Annotated in this window: 21 protein-coding genes; 6 read left to right on the top strand and 15 right to left on the bottom strand. The window is 72.7% G+C overall.

The genetic code is table 11. The features are described 5' to 3' along the window. Window positions 1-7: 7 nt before the first annotated feature. Window positions 8-787: an NAD(P)H-dependent oxidoreductase gene (locus OTB20_RS27810; RefSeq protein WP_267821579.1), complete on the bottom strand. Its 780-nt coding sequence runs from the start codon at window positions 785-787 to the stop codon at window positions 8-10. Between the two features lie 138 nt (window positions 788-925). Here OTB20_RS27810 and OTB20_RS27815 point away from each other — a divergent pair, with 138 nt between their 5' ends. Then, complete coding sequence (locus OTB20_RS27815) at window positions 926-1,801, top strand: helix-turn-helix transcriptional regulator (RefSeq protein WP_267821580.1); 876 nt, start codon at window positions 926-928, stop codon at window positions 1,799-1,801. 57 nt (window positions 1,802-1,858) lie between these two features. Here OTB20_RS27815 and OTB20_RS27820 read toward each other — a convergent pair whose 3' ends face one another. Then, on the bottom strand, window positions 1,859-2,587 hold the full coding sequence (locus OTB20_RS27820) for a FadR/GntR family transcriptional regulator (RefSeq protein WP_267756102.1): 729 nt from the start codon (window positions 2,585-2,587) through the stop codon (window positions 1,859-1,861). A 144-nt stretch (window positions 2,588-2,731) separates the two neighbouring features. On the opposite strand from OTB20_RS27820, the gene OTB20_RS27825 reads away from it, so the two are divergent. Both OTB20_RS27825 and OTB20_RS27830 read left to right on the top strand, forming a co-directional pair. Then, window positions 2,732-3,247 (top strand): gluconokinase, encoded by a 516-nt coding sequence (locus OTB20_RS27825; RefSeq protein WP_267821581.1) that lies wholly within the window; start codon window positions 2,732-2,734, stop codon window positions 3,245-3,247. A gap of 73 nt (window positions 3,248-3,320) precedes the next feature. Continuing rightward, the gene (locus OTB20_RS27830) at window positions 3,321-4,718 is read left to right on the top strand and encodes a gluconate:H+ symporter (protein WP_267821582.1); all 1,398 of its coding nucleotides are present in this window, start codon (window positions 3,321-3,323) and stop codon (window positions 4,716-4,718) included. Between the two features lie 33 nt (window positions 4,719-4,751). On the opposite strand, the gene OTB20_RS27835 is transcribed toward OTB20_RS27830, so the two are convergent. From OTB20_RS27835 to OTB20_RS27865, 7 genes are all read right to left on the bottom strand, one after another. Then, entirely contained in the window at window positions 4,752-5,048 is a 297-nt protein-coding gene (locus OTB20_RS27835) for a hypothetical protein (RefSeq protein WP_267821583.1), read from the bottom strand. Then, a complete protein-coding gene (locus OTB20_RS27840) occupies window positions 5,045-6,202 on the bottom strand; it encodes a hypothetical protein (protein ID WP_267821584.1) in 1,158 nt (385 codons plus the stop codon). The genes OTB20_RS27835 and OTB20_RS27840 overlap by 4 nt, the downstream gene beginning before the upstream one ends. 119 nt (window positions 6,203-6,321) lie before the next feature. After that, entirely contained in the window at window positions 6,322-7,584 is a 1,263-nt protein-coding gene (locus OTB20_RS27845; RefSeq protein ID WP_267821585.1) for a cytochrome P450, read from the bottom strand. A 189-nt stretch (window positions 7,585-7,773) separates the two neighbouring features. Then, window positions 7,774-8,313, bottom strand: coding sequence for a protein-tyrosine phosphatase family protein (locus tag OTB20_RS27850; RefSeq protein ID WP_267821586.1), 540 nt, complete (start codon window positions 8,311-8,313; stop codon window positions 7,774-7,776). A 40-nt stretch (window positions 8,314-8,353) separates the two neighbouring features. Further along, the gene (locus OTB20_RS27855) at window positions 8,354-9,205 is read right to left on the bottom strand and encodes a hypothetical protein (RefSeq protein WP_267821587.1); all 852 of its coding nucleotides are present in this window, start codon (window positions 9,203-9,205) and stop codon (window positions 8,354-8,356) included. 711 nt (window positions 9,206-9,916) lie between these two features. Further along, window positions 9,917-10,447, bottom strand: a complete 531-nt coding sequence (locus tag OTB20_RS27860) for a malectin domain-containing carbohydrate-binding protein (RefSeq protein WP_267821588.1) — start codon at window positions 10,445-10,447, stop codon at window positions 9,917-9,919. A 15-nt stretch (window positions 10,448-10,462) separates the two neighbouring features. Then, window positions 10,463-10,789 (bottom strand): hypothetical protein, encoded by a 327-nt coding sequence (locus OTB20_RS27865; RefSeq protein WP_267821589.1) that lies wholly within the window; start codon window positions 10,787-10,789, stop codon window positions 10,463-10,465. Window positions 10,790-10,859: 70 nt separating this feature from the next. Here OTB20_RS27865 and OTB20_RS27870 point away from each other — a divergent pair, with 70 nt between their 5' ends. Further along, complete coding sequence (locus OTB20_RS27870; RefSeq protein WP_267821590.1) at window positions 10,860-12,347, top strand: MFS transporter; 1,488 nt, start codon at window positions 10,860-10,862, stop codon at window positions 12,345-12,347. Between the two features lie 20 nt (window positions 12,348-12,367). Here OTB20_RS27870 and OTB20_RS27875 read toward each other — a convergent pair whose 3' ends face one another. Then, complete coding sequence (locus OTB20_RS27875; RefSeq protein ID WP_267821591.1) at window positions 12,368-14,395, bottom strand: glycosyl hydrolase family 28-related protein; 2,028 nt, start codon at window positions 14,393-14,395, stop codon at window positions 12,368-12,370. Between the two features lie 138 nt (window positions 14,396-14,533). Between OTB20_RS27875 and OTB20_RS27880 the strand changes: the two genes are divergently transcribed. Together OTB20_RS27880 and OTB20_RS27885 are read left to right on the top strand one after the other, a co-directional pair. Next, window positions 14,534-15,190 (top strand): DUF6629 family protein, encoded by a 657-nt coding sequence (locus OTB20_RS27880; RefSeq protein ID WP_267821592.1) that lies wholly within the window; start codon window positions 14,534-14,536, stop codon window positions 15,188-15,190. A gap of 450 nt (window positions 15,191-15,640) precedes the next feature. Continuing rightward, window positions 15,641-17,296: a GMC oxidoreductase gene (locus OTB20_RS27885; RefSeq protein WP_267821593.1), complete on the top strand. Its 1,656-nt coding sequence runs from the start codon at window positions 15,641-15,643 to the stop codon at window positions 17,294-17,296. Between the two features lie 69 nt (window positions 17,297-17,365). On the opposite strand, the gene OTB20_RS27890 is transcribed toward OTB20_RS27885, so the two are convergent. The 5 genes from OTB20_RS27890 to OTB20_RS27910 form a co-directional block, all read right to left on the bottom strand. After that, window positions 17,366-17,845 (bottom strand): carboxymuconolactone decarboxylase family protein, encoded by a 480-nt coding sequence (locus OTB20_RS27890; RefSeq protein ID WP_267821594.1) that lies wholly within the window; start codon window positions 17,843-17,845, stop codon window positions 17,366-17,368. Further along, window positions 17,842-18,924 carry a dihydrodipicolinate reductase gene (locus OTB20_RS27895; protein ID WP_267821595.1) on the bottom strand — a complete coding sequence of 361 codons (1,083 nt, stop codon included), beginning with the start codon at window positions 18,922-18,924 and terminating at the stop codon, window positions 17,842-17,844. The genes OTB20_RS27890 and OTB20_RS27895 overlap by 4 nt, the downstream gene beginning before the upstream one ends. A gap of 146 nt (window positions 18,925-19,070) precedes the next feature. Continuing rightward, entirely contained in the window at window positions 19,071-19,289 is a 219-nt protein-coding gene (locus tag OTB20_RS27900; RefSeq protein ID WP_267821596.1) for a DUF6126 family protein, read from the bottom strand. A 17-nt stretch (window positions 19,290-19,306) separates the two neighbouring features. After that, complete coding sequence (locus tag OTB20_RS27905; protein WP_267821597.1) at window positions 19,307-19,987, bottom strand: helix-turn-helix domain-containing protein; 681 nt, start codon at window positions 19,985-19,987, stop codon at window positions 19,307-19,309. A gap of 66 nt (window positions 19,988-20,053) precedes the next feature. Next, window positions 20,054-21,598 carry an ATP-dependent DNA ligase gene (locus tag OTB20_RS27910; protein WP_267821598.1) on the bottom strand — a complete coding sequence of 515 codons (1,545 nt, stop codon included), beginning with the start codon at window positions 21,596-21,598 and terminating at the stop codon, window positions 20,054-20,056. Between the last annotated feature and the right edge of the window lie 71 nt (window positions 21,599-21,669).

Raw genomic sequence — 21,669 nt, forward strand, 5'->3', positions numbered from 1 at the left:
CCGGCCGTCAGGCGTGCACGTGCAGTCCGAAACCCTTGCGGCCCGTGGGCTCCAGTCCCTCCTTCAGGTGCAGCGAGGGAATCTCGTAGTCGCCGGAGTTCTGCCGCCGGAACGGGATCGGTTCGGTCGACTCCAGTGTGAGCAGGCGCTCTTGCCAGGCCTTGGCCACGTCCGCGTAGTCCTCGTCCGACATCCGGTCGGTGCCGTACTGCACGAACGGCGGCAGCACCTCGATGCCCGGGTAGTAGAGGATGCCGTGGTGGATCGGGAACAGCAGGTCGTCGATGGGGCCGTTGATGCCGCGGGCGGCGTAGTGCGACTCCGGGCCTCCGGCGGTCACCGACAGCAGGGCCCTGCGGCCCGCGAGGGTGCCTTCACCGAAGCGGTCGCCGTACTTGGTGTCGCTGTGCTCGCCGACACCGTAAGCGAAGTGGTAGGTGAACACCCGGTCCACCCAGCCCTTGAGGATCGCGGGCATCGTGTACCACCACAGCGGGAACTGGAAGATGACCGTATCGGCCCACAGCAGCTTCTCCTGCTCCGCGAGGACGTCCGGGGTGAGCGTCCCGGCGTCGAAGGCCCGGCCCGAGTCCAGGGCGACCTTCAAGGGGCTGGAGGCCTCGGAGCCGTAGTCCGTGGCGTCCACGACGGCCTTCCAGTTCATCGCGTACAGATCGCTCACCCGCACCTCGTGCCCGGCGGCCTCCAAGGTGGTGACGGCGAGGTCCTTCAGTGAGCTGTTGAGCGACTTCGGCTCGGGGTGGGCGTAGACGATGAGCGTCTTCATGGGGACTCCTTCGGATCGGATGCCTTGATCCTGGGGCCCTCGGCGCCCGGTGTTCAGGGGCGCTCCTTCCATCGGACGGGGCTTCCTGGTACTGGCAGTACCACCTTCACGGGCCCGGGCGAGGCCATACTGGGCGACATGGACGATCTTGCGGGCTTCCTGCGGACCCGGCGCTCCCGGGTCGACCCTGTGGCCGTCGGCATCCCCACGGACAGCCGCCGCCGGGTCGAAGGCCTGCGCCGCGAAGAGGTCGCGCACCTGTCCGGGGTCAGCGTCGACTACTACGTGCGTCTGGAGCAGGGCCGCGCGACCCAGCCCTCCGAGCAGGTCCTCGACGCACTCGCCCGCGTCCTCGGCCTGGACGTGACCGAACGCGGGCACCTCTACCGGCTCGCCCGGCAGCGCCGCCGACGTGCGAAGGCGCCGGGCGGCCGGGTCCGGCCGGAGCTGCTGCGCGTCCTCGCGCTGGTCGCCGACGCACCTGCGCTGATCATGGACCACCGACTGGACGCGCTCGCCGGGAACCGCATGGCCGGACTCCTCTTCGGCCGGCCGATGCCGGGCCTGAACATCGCCCGGCACATGTTCCTGGAGGAGGCCGAGTCCGGCCTCTACGCGGATTGGGAGACGTGCACCCTCGATGTCGTCGGGCACCTGCGCCTGGCCGCCGGCCAATACCCCGAGGATCCCCGCCTGGCCGCGCTCATCGGCGAGCTGGCGATGGGCAGCGAGCGGTTCCGCCGCCTCTGGGCCCGTGCGGACGTGCGCGCCCGCACCCATGGACGCAAGGCGTTCCGCCACCCGTTGGTCGGACTGCTGGAACTGCACCAGGAGAACTTCGCGCTGCCGAACGAATCGGGCATGGAGCTGCTGGTGTTCTCCGCGGCCCCCGACAGCCCCGCCGAGGACGGGCTGCGCCTGCTCGCGGGCCTCGGCGCAGACAGCGCCGAGGGCGAGGGCGAGGGCGACGCCGAGGGCGGGCGTCCGACGATGGACGCCCGGGTACGCGAATAGCCGGACGGGACACGCCCACCGACGGAGCCGGGGCCGGGGCCGTACAGGCCCGGCGCCCTACGGTGCGAGCACGTCCAGTTCCTCCAGCGCGCCCGTCGCGATCTGCCGTGTCAGCGCCTCGGCGCCGGCCGCGTCCCCCTCGCGTACGGCCTCGGCCACCCGCACGTGCAGGGTGACGGCCGCCGGGTCCGGATCGTGGAACATCACCGCGTGCTGGGTGCGCCCGGTCAGGACCTCGGCGACGACATCGCCGAGGCGCGCGAACATCTCGTTGCCGGAGGCGTTGAGCACGGTCCGGTGGAAGGCGATGTCGTGGTGGAGGTACCCGTCGAGCTGGTGGCCGCGTGAGGTGCGGACCATGCCCAGGGCCGCCTCGGTGAGTTCGGCGCACTGCTCCGGGGTGGCCCGGAGGGCCGCGAGTCCGGCCGCGACCGGTTCGACGGCCGAGCGGAGCACGGTGAGGGAGCGCAGCTGACGGGGGCGGTCCGTGCCGGCGAGGCGCCAGCGGATGACGCGCGGGTCGTAGACGTTCCATTGCCCGGTGGGGCGGACGGTGACGCCGACCCGGCGGCGGGACTCGACCAGTTGCATCGATTCCAGTACGCGGACCACCTCGCGGACCACGGTCCGGGAGGCGTCGAAGCGTTCGGCGATCTCGTCGGTGCGCAGCACGCTGCCGGGCGGGTGCTCCCCCGCCGTGATCGCGAGGCCGAGGGTGTCCAGCACATGGGAGTGGAGCCCTTGGCCGCCCGGCCCGCCCGGTTCGCCCGGCCCTTCAGTGGTCATGGCGTAAGCGTACGGTGACTCCCCGATGGACAAAAAATATGACGTTTTGCCATGCACCTCTTGAATAAGTACTACGTAATAGGCTTCAGTAATGCCAGGTCCTAACGGGCCGAAGTCAACGAGGACAGCGAAACGAGGTGCGCGATGACGCGCGTCATTGTGGTGATGGGCGTGGCCGGGACGGGAAAGACGACCGTGGGCCGGCTGCTCGCCGACGCGCTGACCCTCCCCTACGCGGAGGGCGACGCCTTCCACCCGCCGGCCAACGTCGCCAAGATGTCCGCCGGCATCCCCCTGGACGACACGGACCGCTGGCCCTGGCTGGACTCCATCGGCGAGTGGATGCGCAACCGGGCCGGTCTCAGCGGCGGGGTCATCGCGGCCTCCTCGCTCAAGCGGGCCTACCGCGACCGGCTGCGGGCCATCGCGCCGGGCACCGTCTTCGTCCACCTCACCGGCGAGCGGCCCCTGATCGAGGAGCGGATGGCGGCGCGCAAGGGCCACTTCATGCCCACCACGCTGCTGGATTCGCAGTTCGCCACCCTCGAGCCGCTCCAAGCGGACGAACTCGGCGTCCTCGTCGACGTGTCCGGAGCCCCGCAGGAGATCACCGCTCGCGCGCTGGCCGCCCTGCGCCGCCTCCCGGCGCCGGTCACCTGACCGCGCAGGCCCACGACCACCCCCGCCCGCCCCCTCCTCCCCGTCCGGGAACGAGAACGAAGGAACCGTCACCGTGACCAGTCTCAGCGTCGAGACTCTGGCAGCGGCCGCCACCGAGCCGATCACCTCGGCCGGCAACACCCAGCTGGGCATAGCCGTCCTCGCGGGCATCGCCGTCATCGTCCTGCTCATCACCCGCCTCAAGCTGCACGCCTTCCTGGCGCTGACGCTCGGCTCGCTCGCCCTCGGGGTGTTCGCGGGCGCTCCACTGGCCAAGACCATCTCCAGCTTCACCGCCGGACTCGGCGCCACCGTCGCAGGTGTCGGCGTACTGATCGCGCTGGGGGCGATCCTCGGCAAGCTGCTCGCCGACTCGGGCGGCGCGGACGAGATCGTGGACACCATCCTGGCGCGCGCCAAGGGCCGGGCCATGCCCTGGGCGATGGTGCTGATCGCCTCGGTGATCGGCCTCCCGCTCTTCTTCGAGGTCGGCATCGTGCTGCTGATCCCGGTGGTCCTGCTGGTGGCCAAGCGGGGCAACTACTCGCTCATGCGGATCGGCATCCCCGCGCTGGCCGGCCTGTCCGTGATGCACGGGCTGATCCCGCCGCACCCCGGTCCGCTGGTCGCCATCGACGCGCTCCACGCCAACCTGGGCGTCACCCTCGCGCTCGGTGTACTCGTCGCCATCCCGACCGTCGTCATCGCGGGCCCGCTGTTCTCCCGGTACGCGGCCCGGTGGGTGGACATACCGGCGCCCGAGCACATGGTCCCGCAGCGGCCCTCCGCGGAGCTGGAACACCGTCCGCGCTTCGGGGCGACGGTCTTCACCGTCTTGCTGCCGGTGGCCTTGATGCTGATGAAGGCCTTGGTCGACATCGTGGTCGACGACCCGGCCAACGCGGTCCAGCGGGTCACCGATGTGGCGGGTTCGCCGCTGATCGCCCTGCTCGCGGCGGTGCTCGTGGGCATGTTCACCCTGGGCCGGGCGGCCGGATTCACCAAGGCGCGGCTGTCCGTGACGGTGGAGAAGTCGCTGGCCCCGATCGCGGGCATCCTGCTGATCGTGGGCGCGGGCGGCGGCTTCAAGCAGACGCTGATCGACGTGGGCGTCGGCCGGATGATCATGGATCTGTCCCAGAACTGGGCGATACCCGCCCTCCTGCTGGCCTGGCTCATCGCGGTGGCCATCCGCCTGGCCACGGGTTCGGCCACGGTCGCCACCATCTCTGCGGCCGGCCTGGTGGCCCCGCTCGCGGCCGGCATGTCGACCACGGAGACCGCCCTGCTGGTCCTCGCCATCGGATCGGGGTCGCTGTTCTTCAGCCACGTCAACGACGCCGGGTTCTGGCTCGTGAAGGAGTACTTCGGCATGACGGTCGGACAGACCCTCAAGACGTGGTCGGTGATGGAGACCATCATCTCGGTGGTCGGTCTCGGCTTCGTCCTGCTGCTGTCGCTGGTCCTCTGACCCCCGCCACGCCGGCACCCCGGCCCCGTCCGGTCAGCCGGGCCGCCGGGACCTGCCACCGGTCCCGTCCTGGGGCCCGGGGCGGGCCAGTTGGGCCGCCGCCAGCTCGAAGCCGCCCGCAGCGGTGGCGCAGCGGTCGGCCAGGGACGCCACCTCGACGCGGAAGGCGTCGGCCCCCGGGCCCTGCCAGTTCAGGTCGCCGGCGGCGATGCGGAGCCGCTCGGCGTGCGAACGCAGGGCGGCCGAGTGGGCGCGCAGGCCGGCGGCCGGGGCCGGACCGGTCCCGGCTCGGGGCCCGGGCCCGGCGGTGTCCGTGTCCGTGTCCGTCACTGCGACCGCCCCGGTACGAAGACGTCGGGATGGCCCGGCAGGCGTACGAGGTGGCTCCCGGTGACCCGGCCCCGGAAGGCGGCGAGGGCCGCCGCCGGACCCGGCTCGGGGCCCGAACCCACCCAGGTGACCCGGTAGGCGGCCGTGAACTCGCGGCTCGCGGCCAGCCGTCCGGCCGTCCGGGCGCCCGGGCCGTGGCCGAGCAGGGCGAGTTCGGTCCCGGAGGGCACGAGGCGGCGTACGGTCGCGGCCACTTCCCTGACGTGCGCGGCCGACTCCTCGTACGGGGCATCGGCGCTGCCGGACTCCGTTGGTGGGCCGGCGAGTTGGAGCACGCACCGCTCGCACCCGTCCGGGCCGACGACCTGCTGGAGCAAGGCCGCCCCCGGGGCCCCGCCGATCCGGTCGGCATTGCCCCGGTACCCGGCCGGGGTGCCGGTGGTGTCCAGCTCCTCGAGGAGGCCGTTCCCCGGCTCGGAGCAGGCGGGTCCCCGGTCGAAGAAGGCCCGGAGTGCGGCGCCGATGCCGAGGAGCGGCTCGGCGGCGACGGCCCTGCCGGTGGCGACCTGCCAGCCGGCGTGGTCGTTGAACGGATTGTCGTCGGTCAGCGCCTTCCAGGCCAGGATGTCGGCGAAGGCGGGCTTCAGCAGGGCGAAGGCGGGACCCTCGCCCCGCCGGCGCACGAGGTCGCGGAACGCCCGGACTGCGTCCGCCTGCCGGCCCTCCTCCACCGCGAGGAACACCTCGGCGGCGGCCGGGTCGGCCGACCTCTGCGGGTTACGGGCGCTCGCGACCCGGATCCGGCCCTTGAGGCCGCACACCGCGAGGCTGACGGCCAGGCTCTCCCGGCGGGTGAAGACACCGGCGAGCCACCCGGCCCGCGCGACGCCACGGCCGAGGGCGGCCCAGCCGAGTCCGTCCGGGTCGGTGAGGGCCCGCAGCAGCGTACGCCAGGCCGCGCGGCGGCGGCTGCCGAGGCCCAGCGCGGTGACCGGCAGCCGGGAGCCGAGGGCCAGCCGGGAGGCGTAACGGGCGGCTTCGCCAACGGCGTCGGCTGCCTCGGCCAGCTCCCGGCACAGGGCGTCCAGTTGGTCGGCGTCCGGGTCGGTGGACGCGGAGGTCGCGGAGGTCCCGGGGGTCGGGGCGTCGGACATGGATTCCTCGTCGGGTCGGGTGCACGTCGGGCAGGACAGGGGCGGCAGGCCGGGCAGGAGCGGTCGGGACGGAGGGCGCCCGCGGCTCCGCCGGGTTACGCGGGAGGCCGGTGGTGGGGTCAGCGGCGGGTCAGGCGCAGGCGGATGTTCTGCGGGTCCAGGGCCGCGGGGAGCGGGCCGAGGGGGTCGAGCAGGGGCCGGACGGGCCGTACCCGGTGCCCGCGCAGCACTTCCGCGCAGAGCGCCGCGGTGACCAGCAGCCCCAGCTGTTCGCCGGGGCAGCGTCCGCCGGCATGGCCGAACGGGGCCATCCGGACGTCCCGGTCCGCTTCGCGCGAAGCCCACCGGCCAGGCACGAAGACATGCGCGGCGGGCACGTGGTCGGGGTCGCGCTGGTGGAACAGCACGGGGAGCAGCACACGGGTCCCGGCCGGATGCCGCACACCCCGCCATTCGGTCTCGGCCCGGGTGGTCCTTATCAGGTCGGGCACGGTCGGATAGAGGCGCAGCGATTCCCGCACGCAGGCGCGCATCCGGGGCAGCGCGCCCGGGGCGGCGCCTCGCGCGGACCCGGCGGCCCTCGCCTCGGCGGCGACGGCGTCCTGTTCGGCCGGGTGGGCGCCCAGGAGCAGCAGGGTGCGCAGCAGGACGCCGGGCACGAGGTCGAAGGCCGCCAGCCACTGGCGGACCTGCCCGACCTGGTCCGGCCCGAGCCCGTCCGGCCGACCGAGGGAGTCCGTGTGGCGGCGGGCCCGCCCGACGAGGGTGTGTGGCTCCGCGAGGTCGGCGTACGCGGCGATCCGCGCGCCGGCCCTGTCGTGTGAACGGCCGGGTCGGCGCCCGAGTTCCACGTCCTCGGCGGCCGCGTCGCCGAGGACGATGCGCCGGGCCGCGCGGGCCACGACGTACCGGACGCGGGCGGGTTCGAGGGAACCACCGGCCGTCAGGCGGCGGGCCTCGTCGGCCAGGACCGAGAGGAACGCCCCGCACGAGGGGTGCACGCTCTGCCCGGTGGCGAGCACGGAGTCGTCCACCGCCCGCCGCTCGACGCGGAACCCGGTGTGAGCGCAGCCGTCCGTTCCCGTGGCGGGCAGGGCGAGGGAGCCGACGGGTTCCGCGTAGAACTGCCGCATGTCCTGCGGATCGAGGATGAGCAGGACGGTGCCGCCCAGCCCGCGTACGAGCACGGGCGCCCCGCCGTGCCGCTCGCGCAGGGCCCGCAGGGTGGCGGCGGACCAGCGCGGCCGGCCCGGCCCGGCGTGGCCGCGTGCCGCACCGGGACGGGCGTTCACGAAGCCCCGTACGAGGGCGGGAAGGGTGTGGGCGGCGACGAACCGGGCGCGCTCGCCGCGCCCCGTCCGGGCCGTCGTCCGGGCCGTCATTGGGGGGCCTGCGCGGCCGGGTCCGGTGGCGTGCGCGCATCGAGGGCGGTCTCGTGGGCCGTACGCATCCGTGTACCTCCGCGCAGCCTGGGACTCGTCGGTCGGTGATCTCGCGCTCACCGTACGTCGACCGTCCCGGGACCGCGCCCCGAGGACCGCGAGGGGGCTACGGGCGGGCCACGCGAGGTCCTACGGGTGGGGCGCCACCGCGGATCCGGGACCGGGATCGAGGTCGACGAGCAGCGCGGCGACGTCCGGGCCTGCGGCGAGGTACTCCGTGAAGGTCTCGTTGTGCAGGGCCCAGGGGGAGCGTCCGAGGCGGACGAGGCCGATGGCGGCGGTCGGCGCGAGACCGCCGTCGACGAGGCACTGGGCGACGACGAGCCCGGAGCGGTTGTAGCCGGAATGGCAGCGGACCAGGATCCTGCGTCCGGAGTCGAGGGCCGTGCGGGCGGCGCCGGCCAGCCGCAGGACGGTACGCAGTTGCGCGCCCGTGAGCGGGGCGTCGGGCACTTCCCCGACCAGGTGTTCCACGAACGGGTCGGGGCCGTGACCCTGGCGGGTGAAGAGACTGATGACAAGGTCGAACTCGGATCCGACAACGACCGGCCGCAGCTCCCCGGCCGGGTCGGTCCAGAAGTGGCCGCCCATCCAGAGGCCGGGGGCGATCTCGTCCCAGGGACTCTGCGGACCGGGTACGTCGCGGCCCTTGCGGTGGGTCTTCTTCATTCGGCTCCGAGGATACGACTGCCTTGCCGCGTAAGGAAGTTCAGGAGAAGGCCGCGTCACCGAAGGCGGTACGGAGCGGGGCCGAAGGGATGCCGGGGAGGAGGGCCGCCCAGCGTCGCCCGCGCGGGGAGATCCACAGGGCCGGGCCCTCGCCGTGGGACCAGGATCCGTGCGCGGCGGGATTCCAGAGGAGGCCTCGGGCGGGAAGGAGTTCGCCGGTGCGGATGCGCAGCGACTGCGCCGTCCAGGCCGGGCTGACGGGGCCGCCCGCCGGGGCGAGGAGGTGGCTCAGGAACCGGCCGAGGTCGGCGGCCGGCGCGTGCAGGGTGCCGTCGGCGGCGAAGCCCGTCCGGGTCATGCCGAGCGGGCCCCAGATCCGCTCGGCGGCGTACCCGGCGAGGGGGCCGCCGCACAACCTCTCGGTGAGCCCGATGAGGGCGGGCGACACCCCCGGACCGTGGGTGAGCAGGTGGTGCGCGGTGGTACCGGCGGGCAGGCCCGCGCCCGCCCCGTAGGCGGCGAGCGGGGTGTGCAGGGCCAGCTCCCCCGCGTCCACGAGCAGGCCGATGACGGGCCAGACGGCCAGCACGCCCACCAGCCCGCCGACGTCGGAGCCACCGGACCGGTCCGCGGCTCCGATCTCGGCTCCGGCTCCGGCTCCGGCCTCAGCACTGACCCCGGCCTCGACCACCGCGTCCGGACCGTCGGGGCCGCCGACCGCCCAGCCGGCCCCCGGGTCCGCGTCCCGTACGAGAGCCTCGATCCGGTCGGCGTACCCGGCCGGCGCGCGGTGCGCGACCGGCTCGCACTGCTCGGTGTGCCCGCAGTGCACGGTCTGCCCGCACTGCTCGGCCTGCTCGCCCTGCCCGGCCCGGTCGCTCTGGAGCGTCATGGTCAGCCACGGTACGGCGCCCGCCGCACCTGCCCCGCGCGTCGCCCGGCCCGGCCGCGGCCGGCCACCCGAATGCCCCGCACCGGCCCGGCAGGGCCGGTCGGGTACCGGGCGACTCGGCCCGTCCCGGGCTCCCCCGGACCCTTCAGGCCCCTTCCCCCGGCGGTTCGGCGCGGATCCCGGTGACGACCACTGCACGAGGTGGTACGGCGGCACGGGCCGCTGCCGGCCCGCACGGTCCTGCCGCTCCGGACCGTCCGGAGCCGGCCGAACTGATCGCCTCCGTACGGGCTCACCCCCTGGTGGGTCCACGGCCGGAGTTCATCGAAGGCCGGCTGCCCGGGCCGGTCCGGGAGGTCGGGGGCCGGGGACACCGGATGGCCCGCCCCGGCGCCGTTCCAGGCCACCAGAACGGCCACCGCACGGCCGGGCCCGCCGGCCAGCGCTCCCCCTTTCCCCGGGGCGGCCATGGACTCCGGAGCCGGACCCGGCGGCCGGACAGCGGCACCCACGCCCCCACCCGCACCGGCACCGGCCCCCGGGCGGGGCCGCGGCGTGCCTGGACGCGGGCGGCGGTTCGCGCTGCCGGCCCCGGCGGTGGCTGTTGCCCTACGGCTCCGTCACGATCCTCGGGGACCAGTACCGCCGGAGCTGAAGCGCGGGAAGGGCGGGGCGCGTGGAGCGCCCCGCCCTTCTGAGTACCGCCGGGGATCAGCTCTTGTCCGGGCGGTCCGTCACGCGCAGGGAGTTCAGCAGGGGCTTGCCGAAGCGGGTGTGGGTGACGGAGCGGACGTGCAGGGTGCCGTCGGTGACCGTGACCGTGTAGGTGCGGGTCAGGGCCGTGTACGTGCCCGCCTCCAGGGCGATGTCCAGCGAAGGCAGTACCTGCGTGCCCTCCGCGAGGACGTCGAAGACGCGCTTGTCCGGCTTGGTGGAGGAGAGCTCCGCGAAGCCCAGTTCCACGGTGCAGGTGCCGTTGGGGACGTTGTCGAAGCGGCATTCGTACATGCCCCCACGGGCGTCGCGGAAGAGCTTCTGGTCGTTCGTGACCGTGATCGTGCGGCTGGTGGACTGGGCGGAAGCATTGCCCTGGTAGCCGTACGAGCCCGTCGTGTACTTGCGGTCCGGGGACCAGCCGTCGCCCAGCGAGTCGGTGCTCGCGCCCGTGGAGCCGGCGTCCAGGGCGACCTGGTAGCGCGGGACGACGAGTTCGACGGGGACGGTGAGCACCGGTCCGGCCACTGGCCGAGGTGATCTTCAGGTCGGTCGTGAGGACGGTGCCCGGGTCAGGCCGGCCGTGTCCACCGACAGGGTGAGCGGGGCCTTCCCGCCCGTCGGGAGGTCGCCCGAGGCCGGGGAGACCTTCAGCCAGGCCGCGTCCTCGGCCACGGTGAAGGCCGTGCCGAGACCCGGGTTGGCCAGGTCCGGGGTCCGTGCCCGCTGCCGGCCCGGCGGCAGGACGATCTCCACCGCCGGCTTCGACGGGGTCACCTTGCCGGTGCGCAGCGACCGGGTCACCAGGGTGACGTCGGCCGCCTTGACGTCCACGGTGCCCGCCGCGGGCTCGTACTGGGCCGCGGTCACAAGAGGGCCGGATGAGCCGTACCGCCGACGCCGGGTGGCTGTTCCCGGCCACGGGGGCGAGCCTGGGGGGATGACCGATCCCGTATCCCCGCCGCCGTCCCCCGGGGTACGGCTCGGGACCGCGCAGGGCCGGTGGATCGTACTGACCACCGTGCTCGGGTCCGCCATGGCACTGCTCGACTCGACCGTGGTCAATGTGGCGCTGCCCCGCATCGGACGGGATCTCGGCGCCGATCTGGCGGCGCTCCAGTGGACGGTCAACGCCTACCTGCTGACCCTCGCGGGCCTGATCCTGGTCGGCGGGGCGCTCGGGGACCGGTTCGGGCGGCGCCGGATCTTCGTGCTGGGGGTGGTGTGGTTCGCGGCCGGCTCCCTGCTGTGCGGGATCGCGCCGAACGCCGGGATGCTCATCGCCGCCCGCGCCCTGCAGGGCGTCGGCGGGGCACTGCTGACGCCCGGTTCCCTCGCGCTGATCCAGGGCTCGATCCATCCCGACGACCGGGCCCGCGCGGTGGGCCTGTGGTCGGGGTTCGGCGGGGTGGGGGCCGCCGTGGGGCCGTTCCTGGGCGGCTGGCTGGTGGACGGGCCGGGCTGGCGCTGGGTGTTCCTGCTCAACGTGCCGGTGGCCGCGCTCTGCGTCCCGGTCGCACTGCGGCACGTACCGGAATCACGGGATCCGTCGGCGCACGGACGGTTCGACGTGGCCGGGGCGATCCTCGGCGCGGCCTCGCTCGCGCTGCTCACCTACGCGCTCATCGAGGCCCGGTCGGGCACCGCGCTCGTGGCGGGCACCGCCGTGGGCGGCGTACTGCTGGGCGGGGCGTTCGTGGCGCTCGAGCGGCGGCGGGCCGATCCGATGGTGCCGCCGGACATCTTCTCCTCGCGCCAGTTCACCGCCGTCAATCTGGTCACCCTGTGCGTGTACGCGGCGTTCGGCGGCTTCTTCTTCCTCGTGGTGCTCCAGCTCCAGGTGGTGTCCGGCTACTCCGCCCTGGCCTCCGGGGCCGCCCTGCTGCCCACCACGGCCCTGATGCTGTTCCTGTCGGCCCGGTCGGCTCAACTCGGGGAGCGGATCGGCCCGCGCATCCCGCTGACGCTGGGGCCGCTGCTGTGCGCGACGGGAATGCTGCTGATGCTGCGGGTGGGCCCGGAGGCCTCCTACGCGCAGGACGTCCTGCCGGCGCTGATCGTGATGGGCATGGGCATGGTGGCCTTGGTGGCTCCGCTGACGGCGACCGTCCTGTCCTCCGTGGACCCCGGCCGGGCGGGCCTGGCCAGCGGCATCAACAACGCGGCCGCGCGCGCCGCCGGGCTCCTCGCGGTGGCCGCGCTGCCGCTGCTGGCCGGGATGGGGCCGGACGCGTACCTTTCGGCCGGGGCCTTCGACGCGGCCTTCGGGCGGGCGATGTTCTGGTGCGCGGGGGTGCTGGTGGCCGGAGCCGTGGTGGCCTGGGCCACCGTACGGTCCCCCGCATCCGGGGCATGTCACCCGCAGTGCCGTACCAACTGCGCGGTGACCGCTCCGCCGCTCGAACCCCCGGGAGCGGCGAAGCGGTGACCCCGTCGGCGGAGGAACCCCTACCAGGGGCTCGGCGCCGGTGGTGCGACGACCGGCGGGCGGTCGTCGCAGGTGATGGTGTTGGGGAGCTCCCAGCCGGCCAGCCAGGGGCCGGTCGTACCGCCGCCGTCGTTGCCGCCCCGGTCGACGAGGGTGAACTCCGAGCCGGTGGCAGGGAAGTTGAAGGAACCGCAGTTGTTGACGCCGACGGCTCCCACGCCCCGGGCGTCCACGTTCTCGAAGGTCGCCGAGCCGGCCGCCCGCGCGCTGACCACGGAGGTGCCGGTGCCGTCCACCCGGATGTCCTTGAAGTGGACGTTCTCGATGCGGACCTTGTCCTTCACCGGCCAGTCGCTGACCAGCATGACCGCGTTGTAGGTGCTGTCGAGGAAGGAGTTGCCGGTGACCTGGACGTCCGCCAGGTCGATGCTGCGGTCGAGGGCGTAGAACCAGATCGCGCCGAGCCCGATGTTCCAGTTCAGTTCGTACGTGCCCGCGCGCACGGTGGTGTTGCCATCGATCCGCAGACTCCCCGTGAAGGGTTCGGCTCCGAAGCGGGAGCCGACGTGCAGGGCGCTGCCCTCGCGGACCGGGTCGGCGACGAGGTTGGCGCTGACGGTGGTGTCGGCGCCGCCGTAGATCGCGATGCCGTTGGCGAGGGTGGGGCTCTGCACGGTGTTGTGGTCGAAGGTGTTGCGGGCGTTCGTGGTCTTCTCGGCCCACATCGCGAGGCCGTCGTCGCCCGTGTTGCGGACGAAGTTGTCCTGGACGAGGGAGTCGGTGACCCCGGTGTGGAAGTTCAGGCCGTCGGCGATCTGGTCGGTGATGACGTTGCGGGTGACCTTCACGTTGCTCATCGGGCCGTCGAACCAGAGGCCGACCTTGGTGTGGTGGATGTAGAGGGAGTCGATGGTGGAGTCGCTCATCGCGCCGCCGACTCCGTTGACCTGGTCGGTGTCCACCCGTTCGCGGACGTCGCCCTCGATGGCGAAGCGGGAGAGGTGGACGCCGCGGCTGCCGCCGTCCGCGGCCTCCTTGCCGTAGAAGCCGACGCCCTTGCCCTTGACGGTGGTGTACCAGCTGCCCGCGCCGGTGACCGTGACCCCGTCCACGATGATGTGGCGGTTCACCTGGTAGGCGCCGGGCGGCAGGTAGACCGGGAGCCGGTGGCGCTTGGCGAAGGCGACGGCCCGGTCGATGGCGTCGGCGGAGTCGCGGCGGCCCGTCGGGTCGGCGCCGAAGAGGAGGGCGTTGGCGGCGGCGGTCTCCACGTGCGGGGCGCCGACGCGCTGCGAGTCGAGGAGGTCGATGACCGTCCAGGCGGCGGGGCTCCCGGCCGGGACGGTCAGCCGGATCTTGTCGCCCGCCTGGTAGGTGCGGCCCAGGAGGAGGCGCTGCTCGTCGTACATGTGGGTGGGGCGGAACGGCTTGGCGATGACCGGGGCCGGGGTGGTGGCCGCCGGGACGCACCCGCACTCGGTGATCCACCAGTCGGGGTGCAGGAGGCCGGCCTGCGGGTCGTTGCTGAAGGGGTACTGGTTGTACATCCAGGAGTACTGCGAGGTCAGCGTCATGGAGCGGCGGTTCTTGCCGTTCGCGGTGACGTCGAGCGGGGCGGTGATGCCGCCGCCGGCCGGGGCGTCGGGGAGGCTATAGCGGACGGTGAGCGCGTCGGCCGCCGCGGGCAGGGTGAACTCCACGTACTGGCCGGGTGCCAGCTTGACCGCCTTGCGGCCGGAGGCCTCGGCGGGCAGCGAGTACGCGGTGCGGTCGGGGCCGATGAGCGTGCCGGAGGTGACGGCGTTCTCCGCCTCCTGTTCGGCGAAGTCCACGCGGGCGCCGCGGCCCTCGGCCAGTGCGGGGTCGAGGGCGGCCCGGGTGACGGCCGTGGCTGCCGCGCGGTCCTCGCCGGCAGGCCGGGCTTGGGCCGCGCCCGCACCCAGGGCGCCGAGACCGAGGGCGGACGCGGTGAACGCCGCCAGCACGGTGGCGGCCCGCGCGGGGACGGCTCTTCTTGCGGCTCTTATTGCGGCTTTTCTTGGGGGCATGGCCGGGACAGTAGGACCCCGCACGCAAACACAGCAAGACTCGTGCAGAAATCTTCTGTGTTCTGTCGAATTTTTCCAGACTTTCGTGGTGTGGCAGACGTCCGCACCTCGGATTTACCGTGAGATCGGGAGGGCGTCATGTGCTGGAGCGCGACGGCCGATCTGACGGCGGGCACGGTCATCACCGCCATCGGGATCGCCTGCCTGGCCCGGACCCGACGCGCCCGGGACCTGCCCGTTGCCGCGCTCCCGCTGATCCTGGGCGCGCACCAGCTGATCGAAGCCGCTGCCTGGCACTCCGGAGCGGGCTGCGGCCCGGCCTCCACCGTCTGGGCGGCGATCACCCTTCCGCTGCTGCCGGTGTGGGTGTCGCTCGGGGTGCTGCTCGCCGCCGCGCCCGAGCTCAGAACCCGTCTGTACTGGCCGGCCGCCGCCGGACTCGCCACCGGCGCGTACCTCTCGTACTGCCTGGCGACCCGCCCGGTGACCGCCGAGATCCGCGGCCACGTCCTCGGATACGGCGTGAACGTCCCGTGGATGCCCCTGGCCCTCGCCGGCTACCTGTTCGCCACGATCGGCGCCCTGCTCATCTCCGGGGACCGCCTGCTGCGCCTCCTGGGCCTCCTCATGAGCGCCGGGGCCCTGGCCTGCGCTGCTCTCTGGAGGCTCGAGTTCGCTTCCACCTGGTGCGCCTTCGCGGCGGCCGCATCGACGCTGATCCTGGTCTGGACCGGCGACCGTGCGCGTTCCCCTTGTGTACACGAGATCGCCGGCCGGGGTGCGCCGAACCTGTAACGCCGGCCCGGGTGGCGAACAGAAGCACCTGCCGAAGGTAAAAAGATTTGGCCGCCGACCACGGGCCCACCTTGCGGTTTGTCGCTTTTCGGCCTCGGGGCCCGTGGGATGCAGCCACGACGGAGTGGCTGGGTGCGCCAAGGCCTCCACCGGCTCCGGACGAGGCGGCCTCCCGTAACGCGTTCGACTTCCGACGTGGTGGATTCGACCGCGCGCACCCCGCCGCCCGGCCCCTCCCGCAAGGGCGCGCGCGTCACTCAGGGGCCACCGGCCATCCACAGCCGGCCGTCGTTCCCAGCGTCCGATGGGACTTTCAACGCCCTTGCGCGGACCAAGGATTGAGGCCGTCCACGGCGGCAACTCGCGAAAGATACCTCGACGTATCTAGTGACTTCGCAAGCACTCGGCAGTAGAACTCGTTCTCATTCCGCCTAGAGTGAGGAAGCTCACATGAGCGACAAAGGCCTGCACAAAGCGAGCCAGAACGGCGTATCGCGTCGAGGGTTCCTCGGTAGAACTGGTTCCATTCTGGGTGCGATGGCCCTCGCGGGTCAGATCGCCCCGTCTCAGGCCCAGGCCGCCACGGCCGGCGCGGCCGCCGCCGGCCCCATCGACAACGGAGCACACGTACCGGCCCTCGTGATCGGTACCGGGTACGGCGGCTCCGTCGCGGCCCTGCGGCTCGCCCAGGCCGGGGTCGACGTCCACATGATCGAAATGGGCATGGCCTGGGACACCCCCGGCTCGGACGGCAAGATCTTCTGTAACACGACCACCCCGGACTACCGCGCCTACTGGCTCCGCACCAAGACCAAGGCGCCGCTGAGCAACTTCCTGGGCTTCCCCATCGACAAGGCGGTCCCGCGCTACACCGGCATCCTGGACGCCGAGGAGATGGGCGGGATCATCGTCTACCAGGGCCGCGGCGTCGGGGGCGGCTCCCTGGTCAACGGCGGTATGGCGGTCACTCCGAAGCGCGAGAACTTCGGCGCCGTCCTGCCGACCGTCAACGTGGACGAGATGTACAACACCTACTATCCGCGTGCCAACGCGGGCCTGGGCGTCGGCCTGATCGACCCGGCCTGGTTCGACACCGTCGACTGCTACCAGTTCGCCCGGGTGGGCCGCAAGCACGCCCAGCGCGCCGGATTCCCCTTCGTCTTCGTCCCGGACGTATACGACTGGGACTACATGAAGCAGGAGTCGGCCGGGACCGTCCCCAAGTCCGCCGTCGCCGGTGAGATCCTCTACGGCAACAACGCCGGCAAGAAGTCCCTCCAGCAGACCTACATCGCCCAGGCGAAGGCCACCGGCAAGGTCACCATCTCCCCCCAGCACAAGGTCACCTCGGTCTCCCAGGCCGCCGCCGGCGGGTACACGGTCGTCATCGACCAGATCAACACCACGGGCGACACGATCGGGACCAAGACCGTCCGCGCGGACAAGGTGTTCTTCGCGGCCGGCAGCGTCGGCACCAGCAAGCTGCTCGTCCGGCTCAAGGCCACCGGAGCGCTGCCCAACCTGAACGGCGAGGTCGGCAAGGGCTGGGGCGACAACGGCAACGTCATGTGCGGCCGGGCCAACCACATGTGGGACGCGACCGGCAAGGTGCAGGCGTCCATCCCCTGCGGAGGCATCGACAACTGGGGCGCGGGCGGTGCGTTCGCCGAGGTGGCGCCGCTGCCGACCGGCATCGAGACGTACGCCTCGTTCTACCTGTCGATCACCAAGAACCCGAACCGCGCGGAGTTCACCTACGACGCCGCGTCGGGTTCGGTCAAGTTGAACTGGCAGACGGCGTGGAAGCAGCCGTCGATCGACATGGCGAAGACCATCTTCGACAAGATCAACAAGACGGAGGGGACGATCTACCGGACCGACCTCTTCGGCACCAACAAGATCTGGGGCGACCACCTCACCTACCACCCCCTCGGCGGCGCGGTCCTGGGCAAGGCCACCGACAACTACGGCCGCCTGCACGGCTACACCGGCCTGTACGTCATCGACGGCGCACTGATCCCCGGCAACACCAGCGTCAACCCGTTCGTCACCATCACGGCGCTCGCCGAGCGCAACATCGAGAAGATCATCGCCACCGACCTGTAGGGGCGGCGGACAGCACGAAGACCGGGGCGGTCGGATTCTCCGACGGCCCCGGACCCGTGTGCGCCGCGCTCAGTGGCCCGGCAGCACGCAGACACTGTCGAGTCCGAGCACGTGGTTGAGCCGGCCGAAGGCCAGCCAGGACCCGATGCTCATCGTCAGCTCCACGATCTCCACCTGGCTGTAGCGCGCCGTCATCCGCTCCCAGAACTCCTCGTCCAGGCCGTGGTGGTCCTCGCAGTACCGCTCCGCGTACTCCGCTGCCAGCCGGGTGCGCTCGTCGAACCGGTCCGTGGTGCGCCAGTCGGTGACGGCCTCGGGGAACTCGTTCTCGACCTTCTCCCCGTCCCGGTCCGTCCGCCAGTCCAGGCAGAAGACGCAGCCGTTGATCTGCGCGACGCGCAGCCGCGCCGCTTCGAACTCCCGCAGCCCCAGGGTGGTGTGGGCGTAGACCGACAGCGAGAAGTTGGCGGCGGCCATCCCGATGCCGGGTACCAGATCGCCCCACACGTACTCGATGGGGTGCTGGCCTTCGGGTACGTCGATCCTCATGACAGTTTCCTTCCGAGTTTGCCGACGGCGGGGCGCAGGGGGACGTCCAGGGCGTCATAGAGCCCCGGTTCTGCCTCCACCAGCCAGTCGATGGCTCCTACGAGGCGTCCGACGGCGGTGGCGTTGCCTCCGGCGGAGCGGTTCTCGCCCTCGTCGGTGGCCTCGATGGTGACCTCGATGTGCGGGCGGCCCTCGATGATGACCCGGTGGGCGCCGTCGCCGCCGTCGGGCGGGGTCGGCCAGTCGGGGGCGCAGGAGGCGTGGATGCGGGTGACGTGCTCGATGACGATGCGGGCTTCGCCCTCGACCATCCCCTGCACCTCGAAGCGGATGGCGCCCTGGGTGCCTCCCTCGAACTCCCCCATCGTGCGTGTGGTGACGGTGGTGTCGAGGGCGCGGCGCTCCACGGTCTCGCGGATGTCCTCGAGTTCGACGCCCAGGGCGCGGGCCATCATCCGGATCTGCCCGCCCCACACCATGCTCGGGATCGACGGCATGAGCATCATCGGCTCGAAGTCCATGGGCTGGCCCATGCCGATCAGCAGGCGGACCGAGTCGGGCTGGTCGTAGGTGGAGTAGTCGAAGATCTCCTGGCAGCGGATCACGTCGATCCGGGTGCCCAGCCCGCTGAGCAGCAGCGGGAGCACGTCGTTGCCCCAGCCGGGGTCGACGCCGGAGGCGAAGAGCGAACCGCCGCCCTCCGCGACGGCGGCGGTCACCGGGTCGAGGAACTCCGGTGGCGCGCTGCGGTAGTCGTAGAGCGGATAGAGGGCGGGGCTCACGACGACGGCCCCGGCGCGGATCGCCCGGGAGATGTCGGCGAGCGCGTCGTCGGGGCGGATGTCGCCCGACGCCGCGTAGACGACTGCCTGTGGACGGGCCGCGAGGACCGCCTCGATGTCGTCGGTGGCCGCGACCCCCACTTCGTAGTCGAGTTCGCCGAGTTCACCGGCGTCGCGGCCGACCTTCTGCGGATTGTGGACGATGACGGCGGTGAGCCTCAGCGCCGGATGGGCCTCTACGGCACGGATGGCCAAACGGCCGACGTTGCCGGTACCCCAGACAACCGTGGAAATCATGCGCGGAGGGTAACTTCAGGACCTGTAGGTTCCTAGAGCCGTGTACGGAAATTCCGGCCCGCTGTCACTGCTTTTGCGGCACGATCCGCCTCGCTGGTTTCGCTTCACTCGTTTCGCGTCACCGCCCCCGCGTCACCGCTCCCGCGTCACTGGTTCTCTGCGCCCAGGACGAAGAGCAGGTACACGAAGAAGGCGAAGAGGTGGCCTACGAACAAGTAGGCGACGAGCCGGATGATCAGACCGCGCGGGAATTTCGACTCGATGCGCCGTACAACGGTCGGAGCTGGCTGTGCCCGGAGCTGTGACTCGGGCTCCGACCGGGGCTGCGACTGGGGCTGCGACTTCGGCTGCTGCGTCTGGGGCATGGCGTACGGCTCCTCGCCTATCGGTGGTGTGTGGTCGTGCCGGTGCCGCCGCCGAGGCACAGGCCGGCGAGGCTGCTCTGCAGCAGGGTGTGGACGAACAGCAGCTCCGCCCCGGCGGCCGAGGCCGCGCCGATCCTGTGCGCGGTGAGCGAGTCGAAGTGGGCGCTGTCCCCGGGCTCCAGGAGGTACTCGCTCTCCCCCAGGTGCAGCCGCAGCCGCCCCCGGAGCACGTGCAGCCACTCCTCCCCGGGGTGGACCCGGACCAGCTCGCCCTGGCTGCGGCCGTGTGGGACGTGCACGCGCAGCGCCTGCATCCCGCGGCCGGATCCGCCGGCCTGCCAGTACGTCCAGCCGTCGGCCTCGCGGGCGCCCGGACCACCGGCCCGTACGATGGGATCGGCGACGGCCGGGGTCTCCCCGAGCAGCTCCGAGACCGTCGTACCGTAGGTGCGGGCGAGTCCGAGCAGCAGCGGCAGCGAGGGCTGGCGCCGGCCGGTCTCCAGCCGTGACAGGTGCGCCGGCGAGAGCCGCGCCCGGGCGGCGGCAGCCTCCAGGGTGAGCCCCGCCCGGCGGCGCAGGTCGCGCAGCTGCGGGGCCACGGTGGGCAGCTCGGCCTCGTGGGCGAGGTCGCCGGGGCTGCTGGGGCCCGGGTACGGGTCGGCCGCTTCGCCGGGGCCGGGGGCAGGACCGGTTGTCATGCCCCGATTGAGCCAGATTCTTACCTGCCTGGCAATCCGCTTTGCCTCTGAGGCAAAGCCAGCCGTTCAGGCCCCTCCGGCCAGTGGGCCGCCGAGCACCGTGTCCACCGTGTCCGCGTCCTGCGCCCCCTTGTCCGGGCGGTGGCGCAGGACGCGTGCGAAGCGCAGGGCCACCCCGGCCGGGTAGCGCGGGGAGCGCTGGAGACCGTCGTAGGCGATCTCCACCACCAGTTCGGGGCGCACCCGCACGGTGTGGCCGTCGTCCTCGACCGCGAGCTCGCCGAGCCGCTCGGTCTGCCAGCGCAGCATCTCGTCGGTGAGTCCCTTGAAGGTCTTGCCGAGCATCGCGTAGCCGCCGTCGGCGGTCCGGGCGCCCAGGTGCAGATTGGACAGCAGTCCGGTGCGCCGGCCGTGGCCCCGCTCCACGGCGAGCACCACCAGGTCCAGGGTGTGTACCGGTTTCACCTTCAGCCAGTGTTTGCCGCGCCGGCCGGCCGCGTAGGTGGAGTCGAGGGCCTTGAACATCACGCCCTCGTGACCCCGGCTCAAGGTCTGCGTCCAGAACTCCTGCGCCTCGGCCGCCTGCGCCGCCGGGTCCTCGACCACCAGCCGGCGGACCCGGGACTCCTCCGGTACCAGGGCGGTGAGCGCCGCGTACCGTTCGCGCACCGGCAGGTCCAGGAGTACGCGATCTCCCGCCGCCAGCACGTCGAAGAAGTAGGGGGCGACCGGGAGGGTCCGCCGGGCGGCCTTGACGTCGATGCGGGAGCCGACCCGGCTCGCCACCTCCTGGAACGGCACCGGCCGCCCGTCCGCCGCGGACATCCCGATGACCTCCCCGTCGAGGATGAACCGGTCCCCCGGAAACGACCTCGCCAGCTCCGCCACTTCCGGCAGCCGGTCGGTGATCTCGTCCAGGGAGCGGGTGTAGACCCGTACGTCGTCTCCCTCGCGGTGGACCTGCACCCGGATCCCGTCGAGCTTCTCCTCCACCACGCACGGCCCGATCACGGCCAGGGCCTCGGCCACCGACTTGGCGGTGTTCGCCAGCATCGGCTGTACGGGCTGCCCCACGCGCAGGGTGACATCGCGCAGGGCCGCCGCCCCGTCGGCGAGCACGGCCGCCGCCACCCGGGGCAGGGAGCCGTCCAGCATGGCGGCCCGGCGCAGTGCGGCGGCGGGCACCCCGGCCGCGGCGGCCACCCCCTCCAGGGCCACGGCGTCGAGCGCGCCCTGGCGCACCTCCCCGGAGAGCAGGCTGCGCAGGAACCGCTGCTCGGCTTCGGTCGCGGCGCCGAACAGGGCGTCCAGGATCCCGTGGCGCGCGGCCTGGGCACCGGCCCCGGCGACGGCCGCCAGCCGGGTCACGGCCTGGTCGACGGCGGTCACGGTCAGGGTGGGCCCGGCGGCCGGCTGCGTCTGTCGGGCGAGGGCGCGCCAGCCGATGCCCGGGCGTCCCTGCGGAAGCCGCCCGGCGAGGTAGGACACCACCAGGGCGGCCTCCTCGGCGGGCGCGGCGGCGAACACCTCCGCGAGCAGGGCGGTCTTCCCCGACCTGGCGGAGGTTTCGGAGACCTCCCGGGACACGCGCGCGACCTCGGCCAGCAGCATGCGGCCATCCTCCCGCCGGCCGGCTCCCGGCGCAGCTCGACGCCGGGGGCGCCCACCCGCGCCCGCCGCCG

The organism is Streptomyces sp. H27-H1, from assembly GCF_026627445.1.
Taxonomy (GTDB): Bacteria; Actinomycetota; Actinomycetes; order Streptomycetales; family Streptomycetaceae; genus Streptomyces.

Excerpts from the sequence above, each read along its gene's own strand:
- OTB20_RS27815 (WP_267821580.1), top strand. The coding sequence starts at position 926 with ATGGACGATCTTGCGGGCTTCCTGCGGACCCGGCGCTCCCGGGTCGAC.
- OTB20_RS27870 (WP_267821590.1), top strand. The coding sequence starts at position 10,860 with ATGACCGATCCCGTATCCCCGCCGCCGTCCCCCGGGGTACGGCTCGGG.
- OTB20_RS27845 (WP_267821585.1), bottom strand. The coding sequence starts at position 7,584 with ATGACGGCCCGGACGACGGCCCGGACGGGGCGCGGCGAGCGCGCCCGG.
- OTB20_RS27850 (WP_267821586.1), bottom strand. The coding sequence starts at position 8,313 with ATGAAGAAGACCCACCGCAAGGGCCGCGACGTACCCGGTCCGCAGAGT.
- OTB20_RS27820 (WP_267756102.1), bottom strand. The coding sequence starts at position 2,587 with ATGACCACTGAAGGGCCGGGCGAACCGGGCGGGCCGGGCGGCCAAGGG.
- OTB20_RS27880 (WP_267821592.1), top strand. The coding sequence starts at position 14,534 with ATGTGCTGGAGCGCGACGGCCGATCTGACGGCGGGCACGGTCATCACC.
- OTB20_RS27905 (WP_267821597.1), bottom strand. The coding sequence starts at position 19,987 with ATGACAACCGGTCCTGCCCCCGGCCCCGGCGAAGCGGCCGACCCGTAC.
- OTB20_RS27825 (WP_267821581.1), top strand. The coding sequence starts at position 2,732 with ATGACGCGCGTCATTGTGGTGATGGGCGTGGCCGGGACGGGAAAGACG.
- OTB20_RS27855 (WP_267821587.1), bottom strand. The coding sequence starts at position 9,205 with ATGACGCTCCAGAGCGACCGGGCCGGGCAGGGCGAGCAGGCCGAGCAG.
- OTB20_RS27900 (WP_267821596.1), bottom strand. The coding sequence starts at position 19,289 with ATGCCCCAGACGCAGCAGCCGAAGTCGCAGCCCCAGTCGCAGCCCCGG.
- OTB20_RS27875 (WP_267821591.1), bottom strand. The coding sequence starts at position 14,395 with ATGCCCCCAAGAAAAGCCGCAATAAGAGCCGCAAGAAGAGCCGTCCCC.
- OTB20_RS27910 (WP_267821598.1), bottom strand. The coding sequence starts at position 21,598 with ATGCTGCTGGCCGAGGTCGCGCGCGTGTCCCGGGAGGTCTCCGAAACC.
- OTB20_RS27895 (WP_267821595.1), bottom strand. The coding sequence starts at position 18,924 with ATGATTTCCACGGTTGTCTGGGGTACCGGCAACGTCGGCCGTTTGGCC.
- OTB20_RS27810 (WP_267821579.1), bottom strand. The coding sequence starts at position 787 with ATGAAGACGCTCATCGTCTACGCCCACCCCGAGCCGAAGTCGCTCAAC.
- OTB20_RS27885 (WP_267821593.1), top strand. The coding sequence starts at position 15,641 with ATGAGCGACAAAGGCCTGCACAAAGCGAGCCAGAACGGCGTATCGCGT.
- OTB20_RS27890 (WP_267821594.1), bottom strand. The coding sequence starts at position 17,845 with ATGAGGATCGACGTACCCGAAGGCCAGCACCCCATCGAGTACGTGTGG.
- OTB20_RS27840 (WP_267821584.1), bottom strand. The coding sequence starts at position 6,202 with ATGTCCGACGCCCCGACCCCCGGGACCTCCGCGACCTCCGCGTCCACC.